Source organism: Arthrobacter sp. Helios (assembly GCF_023167125.1).
Taxonomy (GTDB): Bacteria; Actinomycetota; Actinomycetes; order Actinomycetales; family Micrococcaceae; genus Arthrobacter_B; species Arthrobacter_B luteolus.
This window is the reverse complement of sequence record NZ_CP095402.1, coordinates 3,559,693-3,583,279: the sequence shown is the minus strand read 5'-3', so window position 1 is coordinate 3,583,279 and position 23,587 is coordinate 3,559,693. Positions and strand designations below refer to the sequence as shown.

The window sequence follows — 23,587 nt, the reverse complement described above, 5'->3', positions numbered from 1 at the left end:
CCCCGTTGCCGGGGCCTGCCTTCGGGGCGGTTAGTTGTTCGTTGTGGTGCGCAGGTACTGGAGCGAGCCGTTCGCCATCGGAATGAATCCGTCGACGGAGGTACTCGTAGTGGTGTAGGTGTAGCTGGTGAACAGCCAGACCCACGCCGCGTTGTTCTCCAGTTCCTGGGAAACCTGGGTGTAGATGTCCTTGCGTTCCCCGGGGTCCGAGGCCGACTTCCCGGCGGCGAAGAGGGCATCGAGCTCCGGCGAGCTGTAGCCGGCAACCGCGTTCAGGTTTCCGGTGCTGGTGAAGTAGCGTCCGTACATACCGTCCGGGTCCGGCCGGCCGCCGTTGAGGGCAACCGCGGCGTCAAAATCGCCTTCCTTCCAGCGGCTGACGAAGGCACCGGACTCCAGCACCTCAATGTCGAGCGTGATGTTGGCTTCGGCGAGCTGGGCCTTGAGGTTCTGGGCCTCGTCAACGGACGTGGCGTATTCCCCCTGGGAGACGATCGTGGAGATGGTCACCCCGTCTGATTTACCGGCCTTCTTCAGGTATTCGGCCGCTTTGCCGAGGTCCTTCTCGGGGCAGGGGCGGTCCGCAGGGTCCGACTTGTAGGCCGGGGAGGTGATGGGCCCGGTGACTTCACCTTCGCCCAGGGCTGCGGTGTCCAGCACTTCCTGGCGGTCCACGGCGCACTGGATGGCCAGCCGGACGTTTTCATCGGCGAGGGCCTCCCGCCCGGCGTTTAGCTGCAGCGCGTGGTAGCTCAGCTGCGGCGTTTTCGCGACCGTGAGGTTGGGACCTTCAGCGGTCTTGGCGACCAGCGGGCTGTTGAACACAGCGAAGTCCACATTCCCGGACTGCATTGCCGAGACAATCGAGGATTCATCCGGGATGACCCGCAGTTCCACGCTGTCCAGTTTGGCCTTGTCGCCCCAGTACGAATCACTTCGCGCGAGTGTCAGCGACTGGCTCGGGACACGGCCCTCCAGGACGAAGGGCCCGGAGCCGTTCGGCTCGGTCATGAGGGCGGTCTCCGTGTCCTCAGATGAGAGGATCGCCATGTTAATCACGGCCAGGTTGGCGGGCAGGGCAGCGTCCGGAGCCGAGAGGTTCACGACGACGGTGGCCGGGTCCGGAGCCTCAACTGAGGTCACTGCCGCCAGGGAGGTGCGGGCGACGGCGCCGGTCGCCTCCTCGTTGATCTTGTCCAGGGAGAACTTGACGTCCTCGGAATCCAGTGCGCTGCCGTCGCTGAAGGTCACGCCTTCCCGGAGCTTGAAGGTGACTGTCAGCCCGTCCTCGGAGGCTTCCCAGGACTCGGCCAGCCCGGGGACAACGGCCAGATCCTGATCGAACTCGGTCAAGGTGCCGTAGAGGTTCTGGAGGACCGAGACCGCTTGGAACTGGGTGGCCTTCCAGGGGAAGAGGGTGTCCGGGTCAGTGGTTACCCCAATAACGAGGCTTCCGCCGGCCGTAGCCGCCGGTTCCTGGTCCGGCTGTGCGGCCGGGGCACCACAGCCGGATAGGGCAAGGGACGCAGTAGCGGCTACAGCGAACGCCGAAAGCGTGCCACGGATGAATCTGGAACCGCTTTGCATGGTTGATCTCCTCGGTGACAAGTGATGCATCCTGCATGCCGCGTCGGCCCCCGCAGGTCCCCCGGTAGAGCATCGGAAGTCCGGGTTGGTCATTAACGTACCTTCACCCCGCGATTCATGTAAAGATATTCCCTAAAGAGATTTTCCGGCTTGCTTTCCGCCGTTTCGGCGGCTGGCCGGGGAGAATGACCCGGATGAGGGAGCGGAACGTGAACCACGTGTTGGAAGCACCGGAGTCTGAGACAGTGCTGATTCGGATTCGGGCTGCCCTTCCTTCTCTGCGCCCATCAGAGCGGCGGATCGCCCAGGTTTTCGTTGACAATCCCACTGCGGGAGCATCGCTCTCGGTGGCCGACCTGGCTGAACTGTGCAAAACCTCGACTACCTCGGTGGTGCGCTTCTACAAGCGGATGGGCTACTCCCATTACAAAGACCTGCTGATGGATATCACCCGGGAATCCATGCGCCAGGAACTCGCCATCTCCAGCCTCCCGCCGGTGTCCGGCGACATCGGCCGCACCGATTCGCTCGAGGACATCGTGGCGAAAGTTGCGACCAACGAAACCCTGTCCATTGCCGATACTGCCCGCACCCTGGACACCAAAGCCCTGGGCGAGGCTGTCAGCCTGCTGTCCCAGGCACGGCGGATCGATACGTTCGGCATGGGCGCCAGTTCGTTCGTGGGCCTGGACCTCCAGCAGAAACTGTCGCGGATCGGCCGGACGGTCCTGAATTGGGCCGACTCGCACTCCGCCTGGACCGCCGCGGCCACGCTCGACAGCACCTGCGTTGCCATCGCCATTTCCCATTCGGGAAACACCAGGGACACACTGGAATTCCTGACCGCGGCCAAGGAATCCGGTGCTGCGACCATCGCGATTACGAATTTCCAGGATTCCCCTGTGGCGTCCGCCGCTGACGTGGTGCTCCGGACTGCCGCGCGGGAAACCCGGTTCCGGTCCGGTGCCCTGGGCAGCCGGATCGCCCAGCTGATGGTTGTCGACTGCCTCTTCACCGCCGTCGCGCAGGCTTCCTACGATTCATCCATGGAAGCGCTGCGCAATACCTACCGCATAGTGCACGACCGCAGCGGACAGGGCAACGCATAGACCACCAGCTGGTTCTTCCCTACACCGCCGGAACCGGTGAGTATTGAAGGAGCGTGGGAGGTTATCCGCGATCCAGCAGATGTAAGGAGCAACCATGAAAGCCGCCCGTTATTACGACCGCGGGGATATCCGGATTGATGATCTGCCCGAGCCGGAGGTGGCTCCGGGAACCGTGGGGATCGACGTCGCCTGGTGCGGTATCTGCGGCACCGACCTGCACGAATATCTTGAGGGGCCCATCTTCGCTCCCGCGCACGGCCAGTCGCATCCCATCTCCGGCGAATCCCTGCCCGTCACCCTGGGACACGAATTTTCCGGGGTGGTTTATGCCGTGGGCGAGGGAGTGGATGATCTTCAGGTCGGCCAGCACGTCGTCGTCGAGCCCTACATCATCCGGGACGACGTCGACACCGGCCCGGACAGCAGGGACTACCATCTGTCGCCGGACATGAACTTCATTGGGCTCGCCGGCCGGGGCGGCGGACTGGGAGAAAAGGTTGTGGTGCAGCGCCGCTGGGTCCATCCCATTGACCCGTCCGTGCCCCTGGACCAGGCTGCCCTGATTGAGCCGCTGTCCGTTGGCTATCACGCGGTGGAGCGTTCCGGAGCCAAGGCCGGGGACTTTGCCCTGGTCGGCGGGGCAGGGCCGATCGGGCTCCTGACAGCTGCCGTCCTCAAGGCACAGGGCGTCACGGTGGCCATGTCGGAGCTGAGCCCGCTGCGCCGGCAGAAAGCCGTCGAATCCGGGGTTGCCGACCATGCCCTGGACCCGTCGGAGGTCAACGTGGTGGAAGAGGTGCACCGGCTTACGGACGGGAAGGGTGCCGATATCGCCTTCGAATGCACCAGTGTCCAGGTGGTCCTGGATACGCTCATGGATGCGCTGCGCCCCACCGGGGTGCTGGTGGTGGTGTCCATCTGGGGCAAGCGGGCGGATTTCGATATGCACAAGCTGGTGATGAAGGAAATCGATATGCGCGGCACCATCGCCTACGTCAACTCCCACCCGGCGACCATCAAGCTCGTGGAGTCCGGAAAGATCGATCTCTCCCCCTTCATCACCGGCCGGATCGGCTTGGACGGCCTGGTTGATGAGGGTTTCGACACCCTCATCAACCGCAATGAGACCGCGGTGAAGATCCTGGTCTCCCCTTCGGGAAGGGGCCTGTAAGTTCGGTTGGGCGCGTACCTGTAGGGTTCGGAGTCAGGAACCTCTTCGGTTCCGCTACAGGAGCGAACATGTCAGACAAGTCCCCGCGCCAATCAGCATCCAAAAAGTCCGGCAAATCCATCAAGGAAAAGCGCGCCGATAAGAAGGCTGCGGCAGCTCCATCCGCTTCCAGCGACAAGGCCCCCGGCGCCCAGCCTGCAAGCCGTAAAAAGTGAACGGCCCTTCGAACGGCCTCACGCTGGGCGTTGTGTCCAGCACCCGAAAGCCCGATGAGCGGCGCCTGCCCATCCACCCGCTGCACTTCGAACGCATCGCGCCCGAGGTCCGGCGGCAGCTGATCCTGGAGGAAGGTTACGGAGAGAAGTTCGGCGTTGCGGACGACGTCCTGAAACCGCTGGTCGGAGCCATGCTCCCGCGGACGCAGCTGCTGGCGGAGGCCGACGTCGTCCTCCTGCCCAAGCCGCAGCCGGCGGACCTCGCCGACCTCCGGAACGGGCAGACCCTCTGGGGCTGGCCGCACTGTGTGCAGGACCGTGCCATCACCCAGCTCGCCATCGACAAAAAACTCACCCTGATCGCCTTCGAGGCGATGAACCACTGGGCCAGCGATGGCGGTTTTGGCCTGCACGTTTTCCACAAAAACAATGAGCTGGCCGGGTATTGCTCAGTCCTGCATTCCCTCGCCCTGACCGGAACGACGGGTGACTACGGCCGGCGGCTGCGCGCCGTCGTTATTGGTTTTGGCGCCACGGCCAGGGGCGCGGTGACTGCCCTGAACGCCCACGGAGTCCACGACGTCCAGGTCCTGACCCACCGCGGGGTCGCTGCGGTCGGGTCTCCAATCCATTCGGTGCGGATTGTGCAGTTCGACCACGACGACGAGGCGCCGTACCTCAGCGAGGTCATCACCGAACGCGGCCGGGTGCCACTTGCCCCGTTCCTGGCCGAGGCGGACATCGTGGTCAACTGCACTCTGCAGGATCCCAACGCGCCGCTGACCTACCTGCGCACCGAGGATTTGGCGGCCTTCCGGCCCGGCAGCCTGATCGTGGATGTTTCCTGCGACGAGGGCATGGGTTTCGAGTGGGCGAAAACCACCACCTTCGCGGATCCCATGTTCGAGGTCGGCGACCACATCAACTATTACGCCGTGGACCACAGCCCGTCCTACCTCTGGAACTCCTCCAGCTGGGAAATCAGCGAGGCGCTGCTGCCCTTCCTGGAGACCGTGCTCAGCGGCCCCGCGGCCTGGGAGCAGAACGAAACCATCCGGAAGGCCATCGAAATCCGCGGCGGCGTGATCCAGAACCAGGATGTGCTGCAGTTCCAGCAGCGGGCGGCCGGCTACCCGCACGCGGCGCTGAGTTCCTAACGGTGCCCCGGACCGCGGTTTGACCGTGGAGGACCGGCCGCCGGGAATAGAAAGCAGGGTGAGCGTCTTTTACCGCTCATGAAAGCAATCGTTTACTCGGCCACCGGTCCCTCCTCCGTCCTCTCGCTCGCTGAGCGGGAGGCTGCAGTGCCCGGTCCGGGCGAAGTGCGGGTGCGCGTCGTCACCTCGGGGGTGAACCCCACCGATTGGAAGGCCCGCGCCGGAAGCAATCTGGCCTTTTCCGAGGTGGTGCCGAATCAGGACGGTGCCGGAGTGGTCGACGCCGTTGGCGAGGGCGTCACGGACCTCCGGCCGGGCGACCGGGTGTGGCTCTACCTCGCTGCCCACGGCCGGCCAACGGGAACCGCCCAGGAATTTACCGTTGTCCCCACCGACCGGGCAGTCCTGCTTCCCGACGGCGTTGGTTTCGATGTCGCAGCCAGCCTGGGGGTGCCGGCAATGACGGCGCACCGTGCCCTGACCGTGCATGAGGACGGCCCGTCCCGGCTCTCCCCGGGAGCGCTCGAAGGACGGGTGGTCCTGGTGCAGGGCGGCGCCGGAGCCGTGGGACACGCTGCGATCCAGTTCGCGGCCTGGGCCGGCGCCACCGTGATCGCCACGGTCAGCAGCGATGCGAAGGCGGAGCTGGCACGTGCCGCCGGCGCACACCACATCGTCCGCTATCCGGACGACGCCGAGGCCGCCCGCATCCGCGAGCTCGCTCCGGACGGCGTGCACCACATCGTCGAGGTCGCTCCGGCCCAGAACGCGGCACTGGACGTTGAGGTGATCGCCAACCACGGCAGCATCGCTTACTACGCGAACAACAACGGGGAAGAGTTCACCGCCCCGATCGTCGCGAGTTTCATCAAGAACATCCGCTGGCAGGGCGTGCTGATCTACACGGTGGGGCAGCGGGCCATCCAGGCCGCTGCGGAGGACATCACTGCCGCTCTGCGCGACGGCGTCTTTCCCGTGGGTGAGTCCGCCGGGCTCCCGCTGACCTGGTTCCCGCTGGAGGAGACCGCTGCCGCGCACGACGCCGTGGAGAACGGTGTCACCGGCAAGGTCCTGATCCGGGTAAGTGAAGAGAGCGCCTAGGATCCGCCGGTACCCGGCACCTGGTTCCCTACGCGGCGCAGATGGTGAAAACGCCGTGCATACGGGCCGCAGGTAGGGCACACTGGGCGCGTGAACTCCATCCCCTGGGTGCTGCATGTGGACCTCGACCAGTTCATCGCTGCGGTCGAAGTGCTGCGGCACCCGGAGCTCGCGGGCAAGCCGATCATTGTCGGCGGCCGGGGCGATCCCACCGAACGCGCGGTGGTGTCCACGGCGTCCTATGAGGCGAGGGCGTTCGGCGTCGGCTCCGGAATGCCGCTGCGGATCGCGGCCCGGAAAGTGCCCGACGCCGTCCTCCTCCCCGTGGATGCCGAGGCCTACCTTGAGGCGTCCGAACAGGTGATGGCCACGCTGCGGGCCCAGCCCGGCGCCGTCGTGCAGGTCCTGGGCTGGGACGAAGCGTTCGTTGGCATCACAGCGGAAGACCCGGAAGCATACGCGCGGCAGATCCAGGGTGCCGTGCTGGAACGGACGCAGCTGCACTGCAGCGTGGGCATCGGCGACACCCTGGTCCGCGCCAAAAACGCCACCGATTTCGGCAAGCCGGCCGGCGTCTTCCGGCTCACGAAAGAGAACTGGCTCGAGGTGATGGGGGCTAAACCCACCAGGGAACTGTGGGGTGTCGGGGCGAAGATTTCGGGCCGGCTGGCGAAGCTCGGTGTCACGACGGTTGCCGAACTGGCCGCGGCCGATCCGCAGGGCCTGGTGCCGGAGTTCGGCCCCAAGATGGGTCCCTGGTACGCGCAGCTCGGGCGCGGAGACGGCTCCAGCGCCGTCGACGACACGCCCTGGGTTGCCCGCGGGCACAGCCGGGAGACCACCTTCCAGCAGGACCTCACCGAACCCGCCCAGGTGCACGACGCCGTCACCCGGTTGGCCGCGGATGTCCTGCAGGATGTGGCGGCCGAGGGACGGCCCGTGATTGGGCTGACCCTCAAGGTCCGCTACGCGCCCTTCACCACCAAAACCCACGCCCGGAAGATCCCCGGAACCTTCGACCGGGATGAAGTCCTGGCCCGGGCCTTGGACCTCGCCGGCGCCATCGAAGCCGGCCGCCCGATCCGGCTGCTCGGCCTGCGCGCCGAAATGGCGATGCCTGAGGACGCCCGGAAAGGACATACGCCCACCCGCGGAGGCTGGTGACGGCGTCGGCGGGTGCGCCATATTTGGGGCCGCTTCGGCGGGACCGGCGGGCCCTAGGCAACGCGCGCGATTGGGTCTATTAATCAAGGGGGTAGGTCAATGCGCCGGCGGCCTCCGCAGAGGCCGGGCCAGGTGAAAAGGTGCGTGCTCTGCGGAGGTATTCAGTGCCAAAGCGCAGTTGTTGGAGCCTGCCCAGGACAACCAGCAGGACCGACCGCAGGAGGTCATGATGCCCGGTTTAGTTCGCAATAGCCTGGATTCGCCCGAGGAGACACGTCCTTTCGAAGGCGATTCGGGTCAACTTCAACTCGTCAACCTGGAGCAGGGTGCGGTAGGACGCGCGACGTTCCTGCCCGGCTGGCGCTGGTCCCTGAACGTCAAACCAATCGCTAAAACCGAGAGCTGTCAGGCCGCCCACCTGGGGTACTTCGTATCCGGACGGATGAAGGTGGTCATGAACGACGGCGAAGAAATGGAATACGGGCCGGGCGACTTCGCCAGCATGGCCCCCGGGCACGATGCCTGGGTGCTGGGCGACGAGCCCTGTGTGTTCATCGATTGGCAGGGATTCGCCGACTACGCGAAGCCCTGACACTCCGGCACGCTCTCCGGCAGCCGGGGCACGACGGTCCGGGCGCGACGGCCCGCCGCCATGTTCAGCGAGAACAGTGCTGTCAGGCGTCCATTTGGGCGAGCACGTCATCGGCGCGCTGCGGGCTCCCCTCGGCGAGGCCGCGGTCGATGGCGCTGCGGAATACCAGCCACATCAGAATGCCGAGGAGAAGCACGGCAACTTCGGTGATGGTCAGTGCCCAGATGATGCCGTCGAGTCCGAACCAGAGATTTCCCAGAAGCACTACGGGAATGAACAGGATGCCCTGGGTCATGGACATTACGGTCGCGGGGATGATCCGCCCGGTGGCTTGGAAAAGTGATGTCAGAAGGCCGGTAAAACCATTGGCGATCATCGCAACGAGTTGTGCTGTGAGGATGGTGGCTGCCAGAAGCAGTACGGAGGAATCCGGCATGAAGAAGGAGAAGATCTGTTCCCGGAACAAAATGGCCGGAACTGCAAAGCTCAGGGCGATAGCGCCTACCGCGATTCCGGACGTACGCAGCGCGGCCAGAAGCCTGCCCCTGTCGCCCTTGCCGTAGGAGTAGGCCAGGAGCGGCAGCACGCCAAGGGTGATGCCCATCAGCAGGAATTCGGGCACCTGGGCAATCCGGACGGCCACCCCCATGGCTGCGAGGGGCCCGTCTCCATAGGCGGCTGCAAGATTGTTCAGCACCAAGGACGTGACGATCAGGAAAGAGGCCTGCAGCAGCTCGCTGATTCCGATGCCGAGGACTGGTTTGAGAATGGCCGGGGAAAGCGTGAACCAGCGAGGAGCGAGACTCATGTGTTCGCTGTGCCGGTACAGCCAGGTCGAGAAATAGGCGATAAGTACAAGGTTGGAGAGCCCGACTGCCAGTGCGGCGCCGGCGACGCCCCAATGCAGTCCGAAGATGAACAGTACATCGAAGACAACATTGGCGACGGTGGAGGCGATGAGCCCGGTCATGACCTGGCGGGCAGCCCCTTCCGCCCGCACGAGCTGTTCCAGGCAGAAGGCCGCGGAGAGCACCGGAACAAAGATCAGTGTGATGGCAACAAAGTCCCGCGTTGCCGGGGCCGCTGCGGCATCGGCTCCCAGGAGACTCACAAGCGGATCCAGCAGAAGCAGCCCGATGCCGCCGAGGATCGATCCGGCCAACGCGGCGCCCCAGAGGGAGAACGACGAAACGTGCTTGATGCCCCGGGCCTTCGCGGGGTCGGACTCCGCCTCGCCGAGCAGCCGGGAAACCAGCGCGCCGCCGCCAGTGCCGAAGACGCCGCCGACCGCCATGACAAGTGCCAGGAGCGGGGAGCCCAACGTGATGGCGGCCAGAAGCGTCGTGTCATGCAGCGAACCGATAAAGCCGGCGTTGATGACGTTGTAGATGGCGCCGACGATCATGGCTGCGGCCATGGGTACACAGAGGTGTACAAGCGCGCGCATGATCGGTGAAGCGGACAGGTACCAGTGATTGGTGCCGACGGCGGCTGCCTTCGGTACCGGAAATTCGGGGTTTGTGGAGCTCATAGCTGCTCCTTTCAGGCAGGTTCGAGCGCCGCGCCGGCGAAGGCCGGCACGGGGGAAGGGAGGTTTGTTGAGGTGGGTTTTGGCCGCAGGCGGCAGTGACTACCGGGGCGGCCCCTACTACTACCGGGTCGGTTTCGGCATTTCTGCGGTGACCTTCAGGAGCAGGTTGTGAAGAAGTTCCCGTTCGGCCTGATCCAAGGGGGACAAAATGACCTCGTCGGCGTCGCTCATCGCGGCTTCGAATCCGGAGATAAGCTCGGTGCCTGCCGGGGTGGCGTAGACGCGCTTTCTGCGTTCATCACCGTTTTCGCTGCGGCGTTCAACCAGGCCGCGGCGCTCGAGTCCCTGCAGGAGACTTGACACGCTCGCCGGGCTCGTCCGGGTCATCTGCGCGATTTCACGCTGGATTATCCCTGGGTTCTTGCTCAGGTAGCCGAGCACGAAAGCCTGTTCGTGGCTGAGTTCGCGTGCCCGGATCCAGTCCTCGCCAGCTTTGCGCTGAGCCCAGCCGATCCAGCGGACCAGGTCCAGCGTGCTATTGAGGGGAACTTCGGTTTCATCCATAGTTAGAAGGCTAATAGTTAGAGACCTAACTGTCAATGAATGGATCGGACGGTTAGCCTTTAGGGTGGGACGACTGAGTACGAGTCCGGGGGGAAACCATGAAGAAAACTGCCGCTGTTCCTGTCATCGCACTGCTGCTCCTCACCGGCTGCAGTGCAGCTGATGCGAAGCCCGGTTCGATGCCATCGTCCGCGCAGGCAACCGCCCCGGCGAGTGCCGAAGCCGCCGCGCCCTCTTCAGCCGCCGTCGAGACGGTGGCTGAGGACCCGGAAAAGTCGGCTTGCCTGGGGCTCCTCGGAACCCATGGCAAAGGACCCCTGTACCAGGCGATCTCGATTGTGAGGATCAGTGACGGGACGTACAGCCTCGGAGGAGGGGACCCCGAGAGCTCCCGCCTGCTCAACGGGGAAGTTCAGGCAATAGCCAAGAAGGCCCCGCAGGACATGGTTCCGCTGCTGGACGAACTGTCTACCGCCATGAAGAGCACCATGCCGCGGACCGGGAAGCTGGATACCGCCGGGACCTTCGACCCCTTTACCTGGTCCAGCGCCGTCGCGGGTCTCCTCACCCGGTGCGCACCCCATGACGCCGGCACCGCCGCCGTGCCAATTGCGCCCGCGTTTTCCACGGCGGGCGGGGCCAGCGCTGTGTACGCGGGCTATCCCCTGCTGGTGAACGCCGCCTCCGTGGACTACCGTGTTGTTGCCTGGTTCGGCGACAGGCTGGTGGACGGTCAGGTTGTGGCGCTGGCCCCAGGACTCTACGCGCCGTACGACCCCAATGTTCCTGATCTGGCGGCCTACTACGACTCATCCAAGGTGGCCGGGAGCAGTGCCATGAAACAGACGGTTTTCCCCGGATCCGGGGCGGCCGCTTCCTGGTCGGGTGTTGCCCCGGGGACTGAGGAGCACTAGCGGCAAGGAGCTGGCTTCCGCTGGGGCCTAATCGCCCTCATGGCCCTTCACGAGGTACTGATTTCTGCTCTCGATCAGCTTCTTGAGGTAGCGGCCCAGCAGCAGTTTTTCAGCCATGCGTCCCGCCGGCCCGAACGGCGCCTCGAACTCGATTCGATCCACCATTGTGGTGCCCTCCGCATCCTCGCTGAACTCGTGGACATGCCGGAACCGCCGAAACGGACCCTTGACCTGCTCGTCCACAAAATAGTTCGGCGGCTCCATCTCGGTAATCCGGCTGGTCATCCGCAACGGAACGCCAAAGTGCCACGCCCGCCACGTGACTGTTTCGTCTAGGGAGATGAACCCTGAGGTAACGCCGGCGACCGCAGCTTCACGAGATCGAGCCATCGAGTCCTTGTGCTCGTCAATACTTCGGGCACGGTCAAACAGCTCCGCTTTGGGCATGTTTGTCCGGGTTGTGCACACAAAGGAAACGGTCATTACCGGAGTATGGCACGGTGCGCAGCTTCAAGGCCGGGGCCAGTCGCCGGCGCCGAAAGCTACGCCCGAGGGTTCCGCGGATCGATGCCCAGTTTCGCAAGACGCCGGTAGATTGTCGCGCGGCTGATCCCCAGTTCCGCCGCGGCTTCGGTCACAGAGGTTCCGGGCCGCGCCAGTACCCGGAAGATCTCATCCCGCTCGAACGTTTCCATCCGGGTCAGCCGCTGGGCGGTGCGCCCCAACAGGTCGGGCGGAAGGTGCCGGACGTCAATGGTTTCGGTGAGCAGCGCGGCGGCGTGGACCGCCTGGATCAGCTCGTCAACGTTTCCCGGCCAGTCGTGGCTGGTGAGGGCCCGCTCGGCTGCCGCGGTGAAATCGAGCTCCCGCAGCCGGGTTTGGCGCGCCGCGTACCTTGCCAGGGGCATCACGTCGGCGGGCCGGTCCCGGAGCGCCGGAACGGAGACGACGCGGGCGGCCAAACGGGTCAGTTCCGACGGAATGTTCTCCAGGTCCTCCGCTGTGAACGCCCAAAGCAGGGCCGGAGCTGAGGCGGTGGAAGCAACGTGGGCTGAGGCGCGGAGCAGGTTCCATACCTGGGCGGCAAGCTCGTGCGCAGCCCACTCCGGGAGGAAATCTGCGTTCTCGATGATGATCGCGGTGTCCGGTTTGGAGAGCTCCGGCGTCCAGAGGGCGAGCCATTCCTCCACCATGTCCGGCGCGGGTACGGACGCGCAGAGGATCCTACTGGCGGGACGTGCCTGACGCAGTGCCTGGCCCAGCAGCGTGGCCCGCCCACTGCCATGTTCCCCGACCGCGGCGACGACGTCGCCCGCCGCCAGCGCCGCCGTCGCGTCATCCAGGGCTTCGGACCAGACCGTCGACATCGCGCGCATGGTACCTGCCGCCGGTTCCAGGCGGGGACGCTGCACCCGGAACACCCCGCCCTGCGGCTTAGCGGACTGGACCCGGGTGCGTGACCGGCTGGACATCAGTGACGACGTATTGGCGGCAGCGGACTGGGCGAGCGCCACCAGGAGCCCGGGCGAGGTCTTGGACCAGGTGGTGATGTTGACGCTTCCTTCAAGGCTCCCGGTGACCGGGTCCAGCACCGGTGCCGCTGCGCAGGTGTAGGTCCGGAGACTGGCACTGTAGTGCTCTTCGGCGCGGACCAGGGTCGGTGCCTTGTCCGCCAGGGCGAGCCCCAGCCCGTTGGTTCCGGCCAGGCGCTCGGAGAACGCAAATCCAGGAGCCAGATACACCCGGTCCAGTGCACGCAGGAGTGCGGGATCACCGCTGAACCGGTTGAGGACAAGCCCGTCCGCGTCGGTCAGCATCAGGCTGAGCGGCTCGTTCGCTAGGGACTGCTGGAGCCCGGCCAGCACTTCCTGGCCGCATTGATAAAATAGTGAATCGTCCGGAATCTCACCGGCCCAGGCAGGATCAACGGTCTCCGCGGACACACCGTATTCCTGGCTTCGCTGCCAGGACGCAAGGAGCCGCCGGGACCCGGAAGAAACCTCGTGGGCGCTGGATCGCCCCCTTGATGGAAGAACGCAGTCATCGTGGTCCGGCTTCATCGCCGCCCTCCTTGAGCATCGTCCACTGAGACTAACCCGGATGAGTCCCTGTATATCAGGGATGCCGTCTCAAATTGAGACGCCGGTCACACCCGCAACGGTGAAATAGCTCGTACCGTCGTCCGCATCGCGACTATGGCAGTCGCGGAGAGACGGAGATCTGACATGTACACCAAAAACGGCGAGAACTATTTCATCGTTGACGCTCACATCGCCCTCTGGGACGCCCGCCCTGAAAACCAGCTCAACATCCACGGCAAGCAGTTCATCGACTGCTTCTACGACTACCACCGCAACCTCTCACCGGCCGAGGAACTGTGGCCCTACGAGGAGTACCTCTATCAGGGAAGCCAGCGGCTGATGAAGGACATCTTCGAGGACGGCTATGTTGATCACGCGATCTTCCAGCCGGCTTACCTCGGCGAGTTCTACAAAAACGGATTCGGCCAGACCGAAGAGGCCTACAGCCTCGCCGCCGCCAATCCGGACCGCCTCACCTACAACCACTGCTTCGACCCCCGCAACGGTGAGGCCGGGCTGGACCAGCTGCGCGCCGACCATGAGCGCATGGGGTTCACGGGCGTGAAGCTCTACACGGCTGAGTGGCACGGCGACTCGCGCGGCTACAAGCTCAACGACCCGTGGACTTACAAGTACTTCGAGGAATGCCGGAAGCTGGGCGTGAAGAACATCCACGTCCACAAGGGCCCGACCATCCGCCCGCTGGACCGGGATGCCTTTGATGTCTCCGACGTCGACCACGCGGCGACGGACTTCACGGACCTGAACTTCGTCGTCGAGCACGTTGGGCTGCCGCGGCTGGAGGACTTCTGCTGGATCGCCACGCAGGAACCCAATGTCCACGGGGGCCTCGCCGTCGCCATGCCGTTTATGCACACCCGGCCGCGTTATTTCGCCCAGATCATCGGCGAACTCATCTACTGGATCGGTGAGGACCGCATCCAGTTCTCCAGCGACTACGCGCTCTGGACCCCGCGCTGGCTGATCGAATCCTTCGTCGATTTCCAGATCCCGGAAGACATGACCGAGTACGCGCCGCTGACCATCGAGCAGAAGAAGAAGATTCTCGGCCTGAACGCGGCGAAGATGTACGACATTCCGGTTCCGGAGGCGCTGCGGATTCCCGACGCGCCGGAAACGGAAACCGGACCGCGGCAGCCGGAACGGGCAGACCTGGGGGCCGTGTGATGACGGTGATCCAAACCCGGCCCGCCCCGCAAACCGGCACCGTCGGGACGGAGGACATTCGCCGGGTCCTGGGCACAGTGCAGGACCCCGAGCTCGATGAACCCATCACCGATCTGGGTTTTGTCCGTTCCATCGACATCTCCCCCAGCGTCCGGGGAGCCGCAGTTCACGTGCACCTGCGCCTGCCGACGTCGTTCTGTTCACCCAACTTCGCCTACCTGATGGCGTCCGACAGCAAGGACGCCGTCGCGGCGCTGGCGGGAGTGGAGACGGTGATCGTCGAACTCGATGACCACCATGATTCCGGCCTGATTAACGCCGGACTCGCCGCCGACGCCGGATACCGGGGTACCTTCGGGCACGAGGCGGAGGACAGCCTGGACGAGCTGCGGTGGACGTTCCGCCGGAAGGCGCACACTGCCGCCATGGAACGCTGCCTCACCGAGCTGCTGCGGGCGGACCGGGACCTGGCGGAGGCCGACGTCGGGCAGGTCACGCTTGCCGACCTGCCGCCGGGACGCACCACCACCGCCCTGCTCCGGCGGCGGGAGGCCCTCGGGCTACCGCTGGATCCCGCCGCCCTGGTGCTCGTCGACCACCGGGGGACGTCGTATCCCACGAAGGACGTGCCGATGGCTCTGCGGCGGGCGCGGTCGACCCGCATCTCGATCGACGGCAACGCCCACTTCTGCCGCGGGCTGCTCCGCACCCGCTACGCCGGAGCCGAAGCGGACCAGAACGCCCGCCCGGAAGGCGCCGAACCCGGCGACCAGCACACTCTGCTTCCCATCATTGTTAAGGAGAACGCGTGAACACCATGCGAGCCGTCCAGGTTGTCGGTTACGACCAGGGCCTGAAAATGGCAGAAGTTCCCATGCCGGAGATCACCGGTCCGCTGGACGTGATCGTCCGGATCGGCGGAGCCGGCGTCTGCCGCACCGACCTGCACATTCTCGAGGGACAGTGGGCGGAGAAGTCCCAGGTGAAACTGCCCTACACGATCGGCCATGAGAACGCCGGGTGGGTCCACGCCGTCGGCAGCGCAGTGACCAACGTGAGTGTGGGCGACAAAGTCATCCTGCACCCGCTGGTGACCTGCGGCCTCTGCCGGGCCTGCCGCTCCGGGGACGACGTGCACTGCGAGACCAACAAGTTCCCGGGCATCGACACCAACGGCGGCTATGCCGACTACCTGCTCACCTCGGCCCGCTCGGTGGTGAAAATCGACGATTCGCTCGAACCGGCCGACGTCGCTGCCCTCGCCGACGCGGGTCTCACCGCGTACCACGCAGCCGCGAAGGCAGCCCGGGGGCTGACTCCCCGGGACACGTGCGTCGTCATCGGTGCCGGCGGCCTCGGGCACATCGGCATCCAGGTGCTCAAGGCACTCACGCCCAGCCGGATCGTCGTCGTCGACCGCAATCCCGCGGCCCTCGAACTGGCGACAGGCATCGGCGCCGATGCCGGCATCCTCGCCGACGGCACGCAGGTCCAGCAGGTCCTGGACCTCACCGGCGGAAACGGCGCCGAAGCGGTCATCGACTTCGTCGGCGAAAACGGGGCAACATCCGAAGGCATCGCCATGACCCGGCAGGGCGGCGACTACTTCGTGGTCGGCTACGGCGAGAACGTCAACGTCCCGACCATCGACTTGGTGTCCGCCGAAATCAACATCATCGGCAACCTGGTGGGCAGCTACAACGACCTGCAGGACCTCATGGCGCTCACAGCCCGCGGCGCCGTCACCCTGCACACGCAGAAATACCCGCTGGAGAACTTCCAGCAGGCCATCAGCGACCTCGACGCCGGCAAGGTCCGCGGCCGCGCCATCCTCATCCCCTGACCCGCTTTCCACCGAAACCCACCCAGTAAGAGGAGAATCCCATGTCAGAAAATGAAAACCGCGTTGCCCTGATCACCGGAGCAGGCCGGGGCATCGGCCGGGCCATCGCGGAACGGCTCGCCGACGACGGCCTGGACATCATCGTTGCCGATGTTCCGGGTGCTAAGGCGAACATTGACGACGTCGTCAGTGCCGTCGAGTCCCGTGGACGCCGCGCCGTCGGAGTCACCGGAGATGTGGCAGATCCCGACGACGTGACCCGGATGGTTGCCGAGGGCACCAACGCATTGGGGAACCTGAGCGTCCTGATCGCCAACGCCGGCATCGCGCAGGTGGACGAAATCCTGGATGTGAAGCCCGATGCCCTGGACCGGATGCTGGACGTCAACATCAAGGGTGTCTACTACTGCTACCAGGCGGCTGCGCGGCAGTTCATTGCCCAGGGCACCGGCGGGAAGATCATTGCCGCCGCGTCGATCGTGGCATTCCGGCCGTTCCCCGTGCTGGCGTCCTACTCGGCCACCAAGTGGGCCGTCCGCGGCCTGACCCAGGCAGCGGCCATGGAGTTTGCCAAGTACAACATCACGGTGAACGCCTACGCCCCCGGCGTGGTGGGCACTGCCATGTGGGATCTGATCGATGAGCGGCTCACGGAGCGGGACGGCACCCCGCGGGGCAGCGCCCTGCAGGCCCAGGTGGACAACATCCTGGCCGGCCGGGTGTCGGAGCCCGAGGACGTCGCCAAGCTGGTCTCGTTCCTGTCCGGACCGGATTCGGACCACATGACCGGCCAGACGGTGCTGATCGACGGCGGCATCAACTTCTCCTAAACAGCCCTCTGCGCTTTGCAGGCAGAAAACGACGGCGGTGCGCTGCTTTTTCGGAGCGCACCGCCGTCGTTCTGTGCCAGCCGTTCTGTGCCCACCGGAGGCAAGCCGGGTGCCAGGCGGGGAGTTCAGCCCAGGCGGCGGGCGCTGAGGCCGCGCACCACGTTCGGGTCGGCGTGGTCGAAGAACTGCGACGCACCGGTATCCAGGCCGCGGATTTCCGACATCTCGCCGGGCGTGAGCTCAAAGTCGAACACGTCGAAATTCTGGGCCATGCGGTCCGGATTGACGGACTTCGGGATGGCGACCACGCCGCGCTGGATGAGCCAGCGAAGCACAACCTGCGCCACGGACTTGCCGTGCGCCTTGCCGATCTCCGACAGCACCGGATTGGTGAACAGGTTGTTCCTGCCCTCCGCGAAGGGGCCCCAGGACTCGATCTGGATTCCGTCACCCTTCATAAGCTCCTGATAGTCAGTGTTCTGCTTGAACGGGTGGGTCTCGATCTGGTTGACCGCGGGGACGATCTCATTGTTGGTGATGAGGTCCACCAGCCGGTCCGGGGCGAAGTTGGAGACACCGACCGCACGGGCGCGGCCCTCCTTGTTCAGCTGCTCCATGGCCCGCCACTGACCGTAGTAGTCACCGAACGGCTGGTGGATCAGGTAGAGGTCCACGTAGTCCAGCCCCAGATTCTGCAGCGACGTGTCGAACGCCCGCTTGGTGTTCTCCTCTGCGGGAGCGTCCTGGATCCACAGCTTGGTGGTAATAAAGAGTTCCTCGCGCGGAATGCCGGAACGCTTGATGGCAGCACCGACGGCTGCCTCGTTCCCGTAGGCCGCGGCGGTGTCGAGCAGCCGGTAACCCGCGTTCAAAGCGGCCGTGACGGCCTGTTCGGTTTCTTCGCTGCCGACCTGGTAAACGCCGAAGCCGAGGACGGGCATCTCGATGCCGTTGTTAAGAGTCACTGTTTGCATGCCTCTATCCCACTCCTGCCGGCCGCGCACCACAAGGGACCAGCGTTCCTTGTACTGGCAGTACCTCCTTCGGCACGACGCCGGCCGGCCCTCAGGCGATCAGTTGTCCGGCACGCACCGGCGGGAGCTTCTCGAAGGCTGGTTTCGCAAACCAGTACCCCTGGAACAGGCGGATGCCGGCTGCCTCAAGGACCCGGAATTCCGCTTCGGTCTCGATGCCCTCTGCCAGCAGGGTGATGTCGAGTTCCTTGGCGATGCCGAGAATTCCCGCCACGACGGCGCGGCGGGCCGGACTGGTATCGATTCCGCGAATGAGCTTCATATCGATTTTGATCAGGTCCGGCTGGAACTCGGACAGGAGGCCCAGCCCTGCATGGCCGGCGCCAAAGTCATCAAGGGCGGTAGTGAAACCGTGCTTGCGGTATTCGGTGATGATGTTCGTGAGATGTGCGGGATCCGCGACTTCCTCGTTCTCGGTGAACTCGAACATGATGGAGGACATCGGGAAGCTGAACTTCCGGGCCGCCTGCAGGGTTGCCCGCAGGCAGGCTGCAGGTTCGTAGACCGCTTTTGGCATGAAGTTAATCGACAGCACCAGGTCCTCCCCCGCGGGGAAGAGCCGCGAGGCGAGTTCGATGGCCTTGACCCGGCAGTCCTGGTCGAAGCGGTACCGCTGCTCCGGCGACACCTTTGACAGGACCTCGTAGGCTCCCTCGCCGGCCACGCCTCTGACCAGCGCCTCATAGCCCCAGACGCGGCCAGCAACGGCGTCGTAAACCGGCTGGAACGCCATGCTGAAATCGAAATCAAGTTTTGGAGCGGTCGTGCAGCCTTCACATGCCATATGTGCCCTCATTCGCTGGTTTTATGTTCCCGTATCGTACGACGGTTATCCCTTATCCCAGGTGCAATTCCGCCGCGTCTCTTGAGAGTGTTTATCCAGGTCAGTCTGCAGATCTGCCGCGGTCCTGTACACGCCAGTGCCGCGGCGGAAGACCCTGCCGGACGCCCGCGTGCTAGGGTGCGACGACTGTCTACGATTCCCGGGGGAACGATGAGAAAAACAGCTGCTGGCCCTGTCCTTACTGTCGCAGCTTTGCTGCTCGTCACCGGCTGCAGCGCTGCCAACGCGGAGGCTGAAGCTCAGCCTTCGCCACCTCCCAGCTCGGTCTCTGCCGAGCCCTCAACCGAAGCCTCGGTCGAAGATACCGAAGAGCAGACCTGCCTCAAGCTCCTCGGGACGGACGGGAAAGGACCGCTGAACCAGGTGATCTCCGTGGTCCGGATCGGCGACGGAACAAGCGGCGTCGAGATGAGCGCGGAGGACGCGCGCCCGCTCCACGAGGAAGTCCTCGCCATCGCCAAGGACGCACCCGCTGACCTGGCGCCGTTGGTGAAAGAGCTGTCTTCCGCCACTGGAAACGTCATCCTGCAGGCTGAAAAGCCCGGCCGGGCCTGGACATTCAACGCCGACACCTGGACCGCCGCTGCCGCGGAACTTGAGGAGCGGTGCGCGCCCTACGGGGCCGGCGCCTAACCCAGCCTGCCACCGGCGCAGAGGTCACTGCCCCCCCTGGCAGCTCCCGAAAAAGCAGGCCAATGCCCTAGACACGGGCGGTTACCAACGGTAAGTTACCAGCAGTAAGTTGCCTACGCCCGGGAGCCAGCATGACGGATGTCCGCACCACGGCACGACGGCGGCTCTCCAAACCTGAGCGCCGGATCCAGCTGTTGGAGGTGGCCCGCGAGCTCATCCGGGACGCCGGAACTGATGACTTTACCCTCGGGCGGCTCGCCGACCGGGCCGGCGTAACCAAGCCGCTGGTCTATGACCATTTCGGCGACCGGGCCGGAGTCTTCGCCGAGCTGTACCGTGAATTCGAGGCCCGGCAGCGGAGCACGCTGGCCACCGCCCTCGCAAATGCCGAACCAGAACTCTCAGTGGTGGCGGGACTGGTCGCCGGCGCGTACATCGACTGCTGTGTCGCCGAAGGCCGGGAGCTGGCCGACGTCGTCGCTGCCCTTGCCGGCTCCGCCACCCTGGCTGGCATCCGGCAGGAGGCCGAGGACGCCTACCTCGCCAGGTGCCGGTCGGCTTTGGAACCGTTCGCGGGCCCCGTCGACCTCGCCGCGCTGCAGTCCATCATTGGCGCCGGCGATGCGCTGGCCCGGACAGCACTCAGCGGGAGAATCAGCGCCGACCAGGCCCGCGGCACGCTCACCACGATCGTTCTCGCCGTCGCCGGCCGCAACGGCCCCACCCAGGAGGATTGATATGCCGATTTCCCATCCCCCGACGCCGGGAAGTGCCCTCTGGGTGGCTGCCCACCCCCGCGCCGAATCCCTCAACGGGCGGCTATTCCGCGAGGGCGTGGAGGCCCTCTCCACCCGCTATGAGGTGGCGACGTCCGACCTCTATGCCCAAGGCTTCAATCCTGTCCTGGGCGACGGCGACCTCGGCGGCCTGGCCGGCGTTCCCGGCAACCTCGCGGCACAGGCGGGACAGTCCTACGCCGCCGGCCAGCTGCCGTCCGAGGTCCAGGCGGAGCAAGCCAAACTGGCGGCGGCCGAGCTGCTGGTCCTGCAGTTCCCGCTGTGGTGGTACGGTCCCCCGGCGATCCTGAAGGGCTGGTTCGACCGCGTGCTCACCGACAGCTTCGCCTACGGGGACCTGGACCCCGAGCTGGGTATCCCCCGGCGCTACGGCGACGGCGGGCTGACCGGGCGCCGGGCGCTCGTCGTCGTCACCGCCGGCGAAGACGAACGTACGATCGGCCCGCGCGGCCTCAGTGGGGACCTTGACACCCTGCTCTTCCCGATCACCCACGGGGTGCTCTGGTACACGGGCATCGAGACCCTGGATCTGCACGTGGTGTACGACGCCGACACCTTGGACCCAGCCCGGGCAGAGAGGGAGATCAAGCGGCTGCGGGAGCGGCTGGACGAGCTGGATGCGGAGACCCCCCGCCGCTTCCGCAGCCTGCGCGACGGCGACTACCGCGGCACCCGTGCCCTGCGCGCGGACATCCTGCCCGGCCGGACCGACTTCGGGATTCACCTGGCTGACTAGGCGGTTACGTTGCCTGGCGTGGTGAAGCGCCTGAACCCGGCGTGAGATGCTCTGTCCCATGATCGCGCCAACACGCCTTCGACCTGCCGGGGTAAACGACCTGCCGTTCATCCTCCGGCAGGAGCGCGGGTACATCGAGACCATAGAGCCGGCTGCACTCCAGGGGTGGCAGGCCGCTCTGGACCGGAACCTCGCTCTCTGGATCGGCTGCCTCCCCCATACGCTGTTCTGCGTGGACGCAAACGGGCAGTCACTAGGGTTTGCGATGTGGCGCCCCGACCGCGGCACCGCAACCCTGGTCTCGATCCAGGTCCTTCACAGCCACCGCCGCCAAGGACTCGGGAAGCTCCTCCTGGAGGCGTTCGAGCAGAGAGCCAGCGTCGGCGGAGCCGGCGTGGCGAAACTCGGCGTTCACCAAAGCAACCCGGCCCGCCTGCTCTACCAGGGTGCGGGCTATAACCCCGCAGGCCAGGACGGCGATTATCTGCTCTTCAGCAAGTCCCTCGGCGAAAAGGTACTTGAGCATGTTCATCCAGTGATGTGACCCAACGCCCACTACGGTTGGGGCATGGCTGATGTTGCGGGAAGCCGCTGGGTAATCACTGGTGCTGCGGGAACGATTGGGTCTGCCCTGCGGCAGGCGCTCTCCGCGCTGCAGGTCGAGCTGGTCTCCACTGATATACGGCCCGTGGTGCCGGTTGGCCCGCACGATCACGTGGTGACGGCCGATCTCAGTGACCTGAGTTCACTGGCGGAGCTGTTCGCGGGCGCGGATGGTGTGATCCACCTTGGCGGAATCCCCGATGAAGCGGATTTCCATGACCTGGCGGAGGTGAACATCGTTGGGACCTATCACGTCCTTGAGGCTGCCCGCCGGACCCGTGTAGCGCGCGTGGTCTACGCCAGCAGCAACCGGCTGACCGGCATGTACCCTGCGGGTGTTCCGGTCACACCCGAGATGCCGCCCCGCCCGGACGGCTTCTATGGAGTGTCTAAGGTTGCCGGCGAAGCCCTCTGCCGGCTCTATGCGGACAAGTTCGGCGTCAGCACCGTTGCGGTGCGCATCGGCAGCTATGAACAGCGTCCGGGTTCCGCGCGTGAGCAGCGGACATGGCTGAGTCCATCGGATGCGGTTCGGGCGTTCCTAGCGGCGATGACGACGGCGGAACACGCCGCCGTCTTCTACGCCGTCTCAGCGAACACCGGCCGGTGGTGGGACCTCGAACCGGGAGAGGCCGTCGGGTTCATCCCCGAGGACGATGCAGCCCGGCTTGGAACACCGGAAGGCTTTGACCCAAACCTGCCACAGGGCGGCGCCTACGCTGCCAAGGAGTACTCAACCGACAAGATGCGCTCGTAGCTGCGAACAGCGTCACGAGCACCCAGTTGGCCAGTCCCGATGCTGGAACCACGTGTAAGGGTCGCAGCGCCGTCGGCTCAGACTGCCGTGGCGATCGGAACCGAGGGCGCAAACGGATACAGCTCCTGCTCGCCGCCGTGTACGACGATGCAGGTGGCTTCCGGTACTTCCTGCCAGGCACCGTGGAGATCTCCCAGCGGTTCGGAGACTACCAACCGAGCGTCGTCCGAGAGCCCGCTGAGCACTTCATTGTCCGGGTACTGGGCCTGGAGGGTCGCAATGTCGCTGCTGACGAAGAGGGACCGCGAGTTGCCCTCGCTGGAGTAACGGAAGGCCCAGGTCGTGTCGCCGTCGGTCGTTGCGACTGTCATCTGGATGGGGTGTTCAACGCCGTGCTCCCGCCCGGCATCCTCGATGAATGCCACTGCCTCAGCGACCGCCGCGCGGGGATCGCGCTCCAGCCCGAAGGTCAGCGCGAGGTAGAAGAACATCTCGGAGTCCGTTGATCCTTCGATCTCCGGGTAGAGGCTGGGCTCGACCGCCATGGCCAGGTCACGCTTCACCTTCGGGAAGTCCCCGAGCACCCCGTTGTGCATCCAGAGCCACTTGCCGTGGCGGAACGGGTGGCAGTTCGTTTGCTGGACGGCCGTGCCGGTGGTGGCCCGGATGTGCGCGAAGACGCGGCCGGCGGAGGCCTGCGCTGCGAGTTCGCGCAGGTTGCGGTCGTGCCAGGCAGGCTCGGTGCTGTGGAAGAGCCCGGGAATCGGCTCGGTGCCGTACCAGCCGACGCCGAACCCGTCCCCGTTAGTGGTCTCGGCGCCCAGCCGCGAGTGTTTGCTCTGCATAACGAGGGAGTTGGTGGGTTTGTAGAGCAGGTCGTCCAAGCGGACGGGGGAACCGGAATATGCTAGCCAACGACACATTGTCGTCTCCTTCGGATCGGGCCGGATTCCAAACCGGCGGTCCGAGGGGGTGGGCTTCACGATCATCACATCGCTCGGGCCGTGAAAATAGTGGAGCACGGAACGAGGGGAAGTTCCATAGCAGCTGGCTAATTGGTGAATCTGGTTCCCGCAAAGTGTTGATACCGCTGCCGGTTTCGCCCATACTCAGGGCCAAGCAATCGCAGATCTTTG

At 65.2% G+C, this 23,587-nt stretch carries 24 protein-coding genes; 16 read left to right on the top strand and 8 right to left on the bottom strand.

All coding sequences use genetic code 11. The features are described from left to right. Positions 1–30: 30 nt before the first annotated feature. Positions 31–1,587 (bottom strand): ABC transporter substrate-binding protein, encoded by a 1,557-nt coding sequence (locus ArtHe_RS16490; RefSeq protein WP_248317932.1) that lies wholly within the window; start codon positions 1,585–1,587, stop codon positions 31–33. Between the two features lie 209 nt (positions 1,588–1,796). Here ArtHe_RS16490 and ArtHe_RS16485 point away from each other — a divergent pair, with 209 nt between their 5' ends. The 6 genes from ArtHe_RS16485 to ArtHe_RS16460 all read left to right on the top strand — a co-directional run bounded on the left by ArtHe_RS16485 (position 1,797) and on the right by ArtHe_RS16460 (position 8,096). Further along, positions 1,797–2,696 (top strand): MurR/RpiR family transcriptional regulator, encoded by a 900-nt coding sequence (locus ArtHe_RS16485; protein WP_248317930.1) that lies wholly within the window; start codon positions 1,797–1,799, stop codon positions 2,694–2,696. Positions 2,697–2,790: 94 nt separating this feature from the next. Continuing rightward, entirely contained in the window at positions 2,791–3,867 is a 1,077-nt protein-coding gene (locus ArtHe_RS16480) for a 2,3-butanediol dehydrogenase (RefSeq protein ID WP_248317928.1), read from the top strand. Between the two features lie 211 nt (positions 3,868–4,078). Beyond that, positions 4,079–5,239: a N(5)-(carboxyethyl)ornithine synthase gene (locus ArtHe_RS16475; RefSeq protein WP_248317927.1), complete on the top strand. Its 1,161-nt coding sequence runs from the start codon at positions 4,079–4,081 to the stop codon at positions 5,237–5,239. A gap of 78 nt (positions 5,240–5,317) precedes the next feature. Next, the gene (locus tag ArtHe_RS16470) at positions 5,318–6,340 is read left to right on the top strand and encodes an NADPH:quinone reductase (RefSeq protein WP_248317926.1); all 1,023 of its coding nucleotides are present in this window, start codon (positions 5,318–5,320) and stop codon (positions 6,338–6,340) included. A 108-nt stretch (positions 6,341–6,448) separates the two neighbouring features. Continuing rightward, entirely contained in the window at positions 6,449–7,504 is a 1,056-nt protein-coding gene (locus ArtHe_RS16465; protein WP_248319832.1) for a DNA polymerase IV, read from the top strand. Between the two features lie 229 nt (positions 7,505–7,733). Next, positions 7,734–8,096 (top strand): cupin domain-containing protein, encoded by a 363-nt coding sequence (locus ArtHe_RS16460; protein ID WP_248317925.1) that lies wholly within the window; start codon positions 7,734–7,736, stop codon positions 8,094–8,096. An 82-nt stretch (positions 8,097–8,178) separates the two neighbouring features. On the opposite strand, the gene ArtHe_RS16455 is transcribed toward ArtHe_RS16460, so the two are convergent. Continuing rightward, complete coding sequence (locus ArtHe_RS16455) at positions 8,179–9,627, bottom strand: MATE family efflux transporter (protein ID WP_248317924.1); 1,449 nt, start codon at positions 9,625–9,627, stop codon at positions 8,179–8,181. A gap of 120 nt (positions 9,628–9,747) precedes the next feature. Next, complete coding sequence (locus ArtHe_RS16450; RefSeq protein WP_248317923.1) at positions 9,748–10,191, bottom strand: MarR family transcriptional regulator; 444 nt, start codon at positions 10,189–10,191, stop codon at positions 9,748–9,750. 98 nt (positions 10,192–10,289) lie between these two features. Between ArtHe_RS16450 and ArtHe_RS16445 the strand changes: the two genes are divergently transcribed. Further along, complete coding sequence (locus ArtHe_RS16445) at positions 10,290–11,105, top strand: hypothetical protein (RefSeq protein WP_248317922.1); 816 nt, start codon at positions 10,290–10,292, stop codon at positions 11,103–11,105. A 27-nt stretch (positions 11,106–11,132) separates the two neighbouring features. On the opposite strand, the gene ArtHe_RS16440 is transcribed toward ArtHe_RS16445, so the two are convergent. Together ArtHe_RS16440 and ArtHe_RS16435 are read right to left on the bottom strand one after the other, a co-directional pair. After that, positions 11,133–11,495 (bottom strand): SRPBCC family protein, encoded by a 363-nt coding sequence (locus tag ArtHe_RS16440; RefSeq protein ID WP_349238368.1) that lies wholly within the window; start codon positions 11,493–11,495, stop codon positions 11,133–11,135. A gap of 152 nt (positions 11,496–11,647) precedes the next feature. Beyond that, entirely contained in the window at positions 11,648–13,048 is a 1,401-nt protein-coding gene (locus ArtHe_RS16435) for a helix-turn-helix domain-containing protein (RefSeq protein ID WP_248317919.1), read from the bottom strand. 282 nt (positions 13,049–13,330) lie between these two features. Here ArtHe_RS16435 and ArtHe_RS16430 point away from each other — a divergent pair, with 282 nt between their 5' ends. From ArtHe_RS16430 to ArtHe_RS16415, 4 genes are read left to right on the top strand one after another with little or no spacing between them, the layout of a single operon-like run. After that, positions 13,331–14,374: an amidohydrolase family protein gene (locus ArtHe_RS16430; protein WP_066299597.1), complete on the top strand. Its 1,044-nt coding sequence runs from the start codon at positions 13,331–13,333 to the stop codon at positions 14,372–14,374. Next, a complete protein-coding gene (locus ArtHe_RS16425; RefSeq protein WP_248317918.1) occupies positions 14,374–15,186 on the top strand; it encodes an iron-sulfur cluster assembly protein in 813 nt (270 codons plus the stop codon). Before ArtHe_RS16430 ends, ArtHe_RS16425 begins: the two co-directional genes overlap by 1 nt. After that, a complete protein-coding gene (locus tag ArtHe_RS16420; protein WP_349238367.1) occupies positions 15,183–16,217 on the top strand; it encodes an NAD(P)-dependent alcohol dehydrogenase in 1,035 nt (344 codons plus the stop codon). The genes ArtHe_RS16425 and ArtHe_RS16420 overlap by 4 nt, the downstream gene beginning before the upstream one ends. A gap of 41 nt (positions 16,218–16,258) precedes the next feature. Continuing rightward, on the top strand, positions 16,259–17,047 hold the full coding sequence (locus ArtHe_RS16415) for an SDR family NAD(P)-dependent oxidoreductase (protein ID WP_248317917.1): 789 nt from the start codon (positions 16,259–16,261) through the stop codon (positions 17,045–17,047). A 125-nt stretch (positions 17,048–17,172) separates the two neighbouring features. Here ArtHe_RS16415 and ArtHe_RS16410 read toward each other — a convergent pair whose 3' ends face one another. Both ArtHe_RS16410 and ArtHe_RS16405 read right to left on the bottom strand, forming a co-directional pair. Continuing rightward, on the bottom strand, positions 17,173–18,021 hold the full coding sequence (locus ArtHe_RS16410; protein ID WP_248317916.1) for an aldo/keto reductase: 849 nt from the start codon (positions 18,019–18,021) through the stop codon (positions 17,173–17,175). Positions 18,022–18,112: 91 nt separating this feature from the next. Continuing rightward, the gene (locus ArtHe_RS16405) at positions 18,113–18,814 is read right to left on the bottom strand and encodes an EAL domain-containing protein (RefSeq protein WP_248317915.1); all 702 of its coding nucleotides are present in this window, start codon (positions 18,812–18,814) and stop codon (positions 18,113–18,115) included. Between the two features lie 261 nt (positions 18,815–19,075). On the opposite strand from ArtHe_RS16405, the gene ArtHe_RS16400 reads away from it, so the two are divergent. The 5 genes from ArtHe_RS16400 (at position 19,076) to ArtHe_RS16380 (ending at position 22,451) form a co-directional block, all read left to right on the top strand. Next, positions 19,076–19,558, top strand: a complete 483-nt coding sequence (locus tag ArtHe_RS16400; RefSeq protein ID WP_248317914.1) for a hypothetical protein — start codon at positions 19,076–19,078, stop codon at positions 19,556–19,558. 131 nt (positions 19,559–19,689) lie between these two features. Next, positions 19,690–20,295, top strand: coding sequence for a TetR/AcrR family transcriptional regulator (locus tag ArtHe_RS16395; protein ID WP_248317913.1), 606 nt, complete (start codon positions 19,690–19,692; stop codon positions 20,293–20,295). A gap of 1 nt (position 20,296) precedes the next feature. Continuing rightward, entirely contained in the window at positions 20,297–21,091 is a 795-nt protein-coding gene (locus ArtHe_RS16390; RefSeq protein ID WP_248317912.1) for an NAD(P)H-dependent oxidoreductase, read from the top strand. A gap of 58 nt (positions 21,092–21,149) precedes the next feature. Further along, positions 21,150–21,635 (top strand): GNAT family N-acetyltransferase, encoded by a 486-nt coding sequence (locus tag ArtHe_RS16385; RefSeq protein ID WP_248317911.1) that lies wholly within the window; start codon positions 21,150–21,152, stop codon positions 21,633–21,635. Positions 21,636–21,659: 24 nt separating this feature from the next. Beyond that, complete coding sequence (locus ArtHe_RS16380) at positions 21,660–22,451, top strand: NAD(P)-dependent oxidoreductase (protein ID WP_248317910.1); 792 nt, start codon at positions 21,660–21,662, stop codon at positions 22,449–22,451. A gap of 77 nt (positions 22,452–22,528) precedes the next feature. Here ArtHe_RS16380 and ArtHe_RS16375 read toward each other — a convergent pair whose 3' ends face one another. Beyond that, the gene (locus ArtHe_RS16375; protein ID WP_066299560.1) at positions 22,529–23,374 is read right to left on the bottom strand and encodes a class II glutamine amidotransferase; all 846 of its coding nucleotides are present in this window, start codon (positions 23,372–23,374) and stop codon (positions 22,529–22,531) included. Positions 23,375–23,587 lie beyond the last annotated feature (213 nt).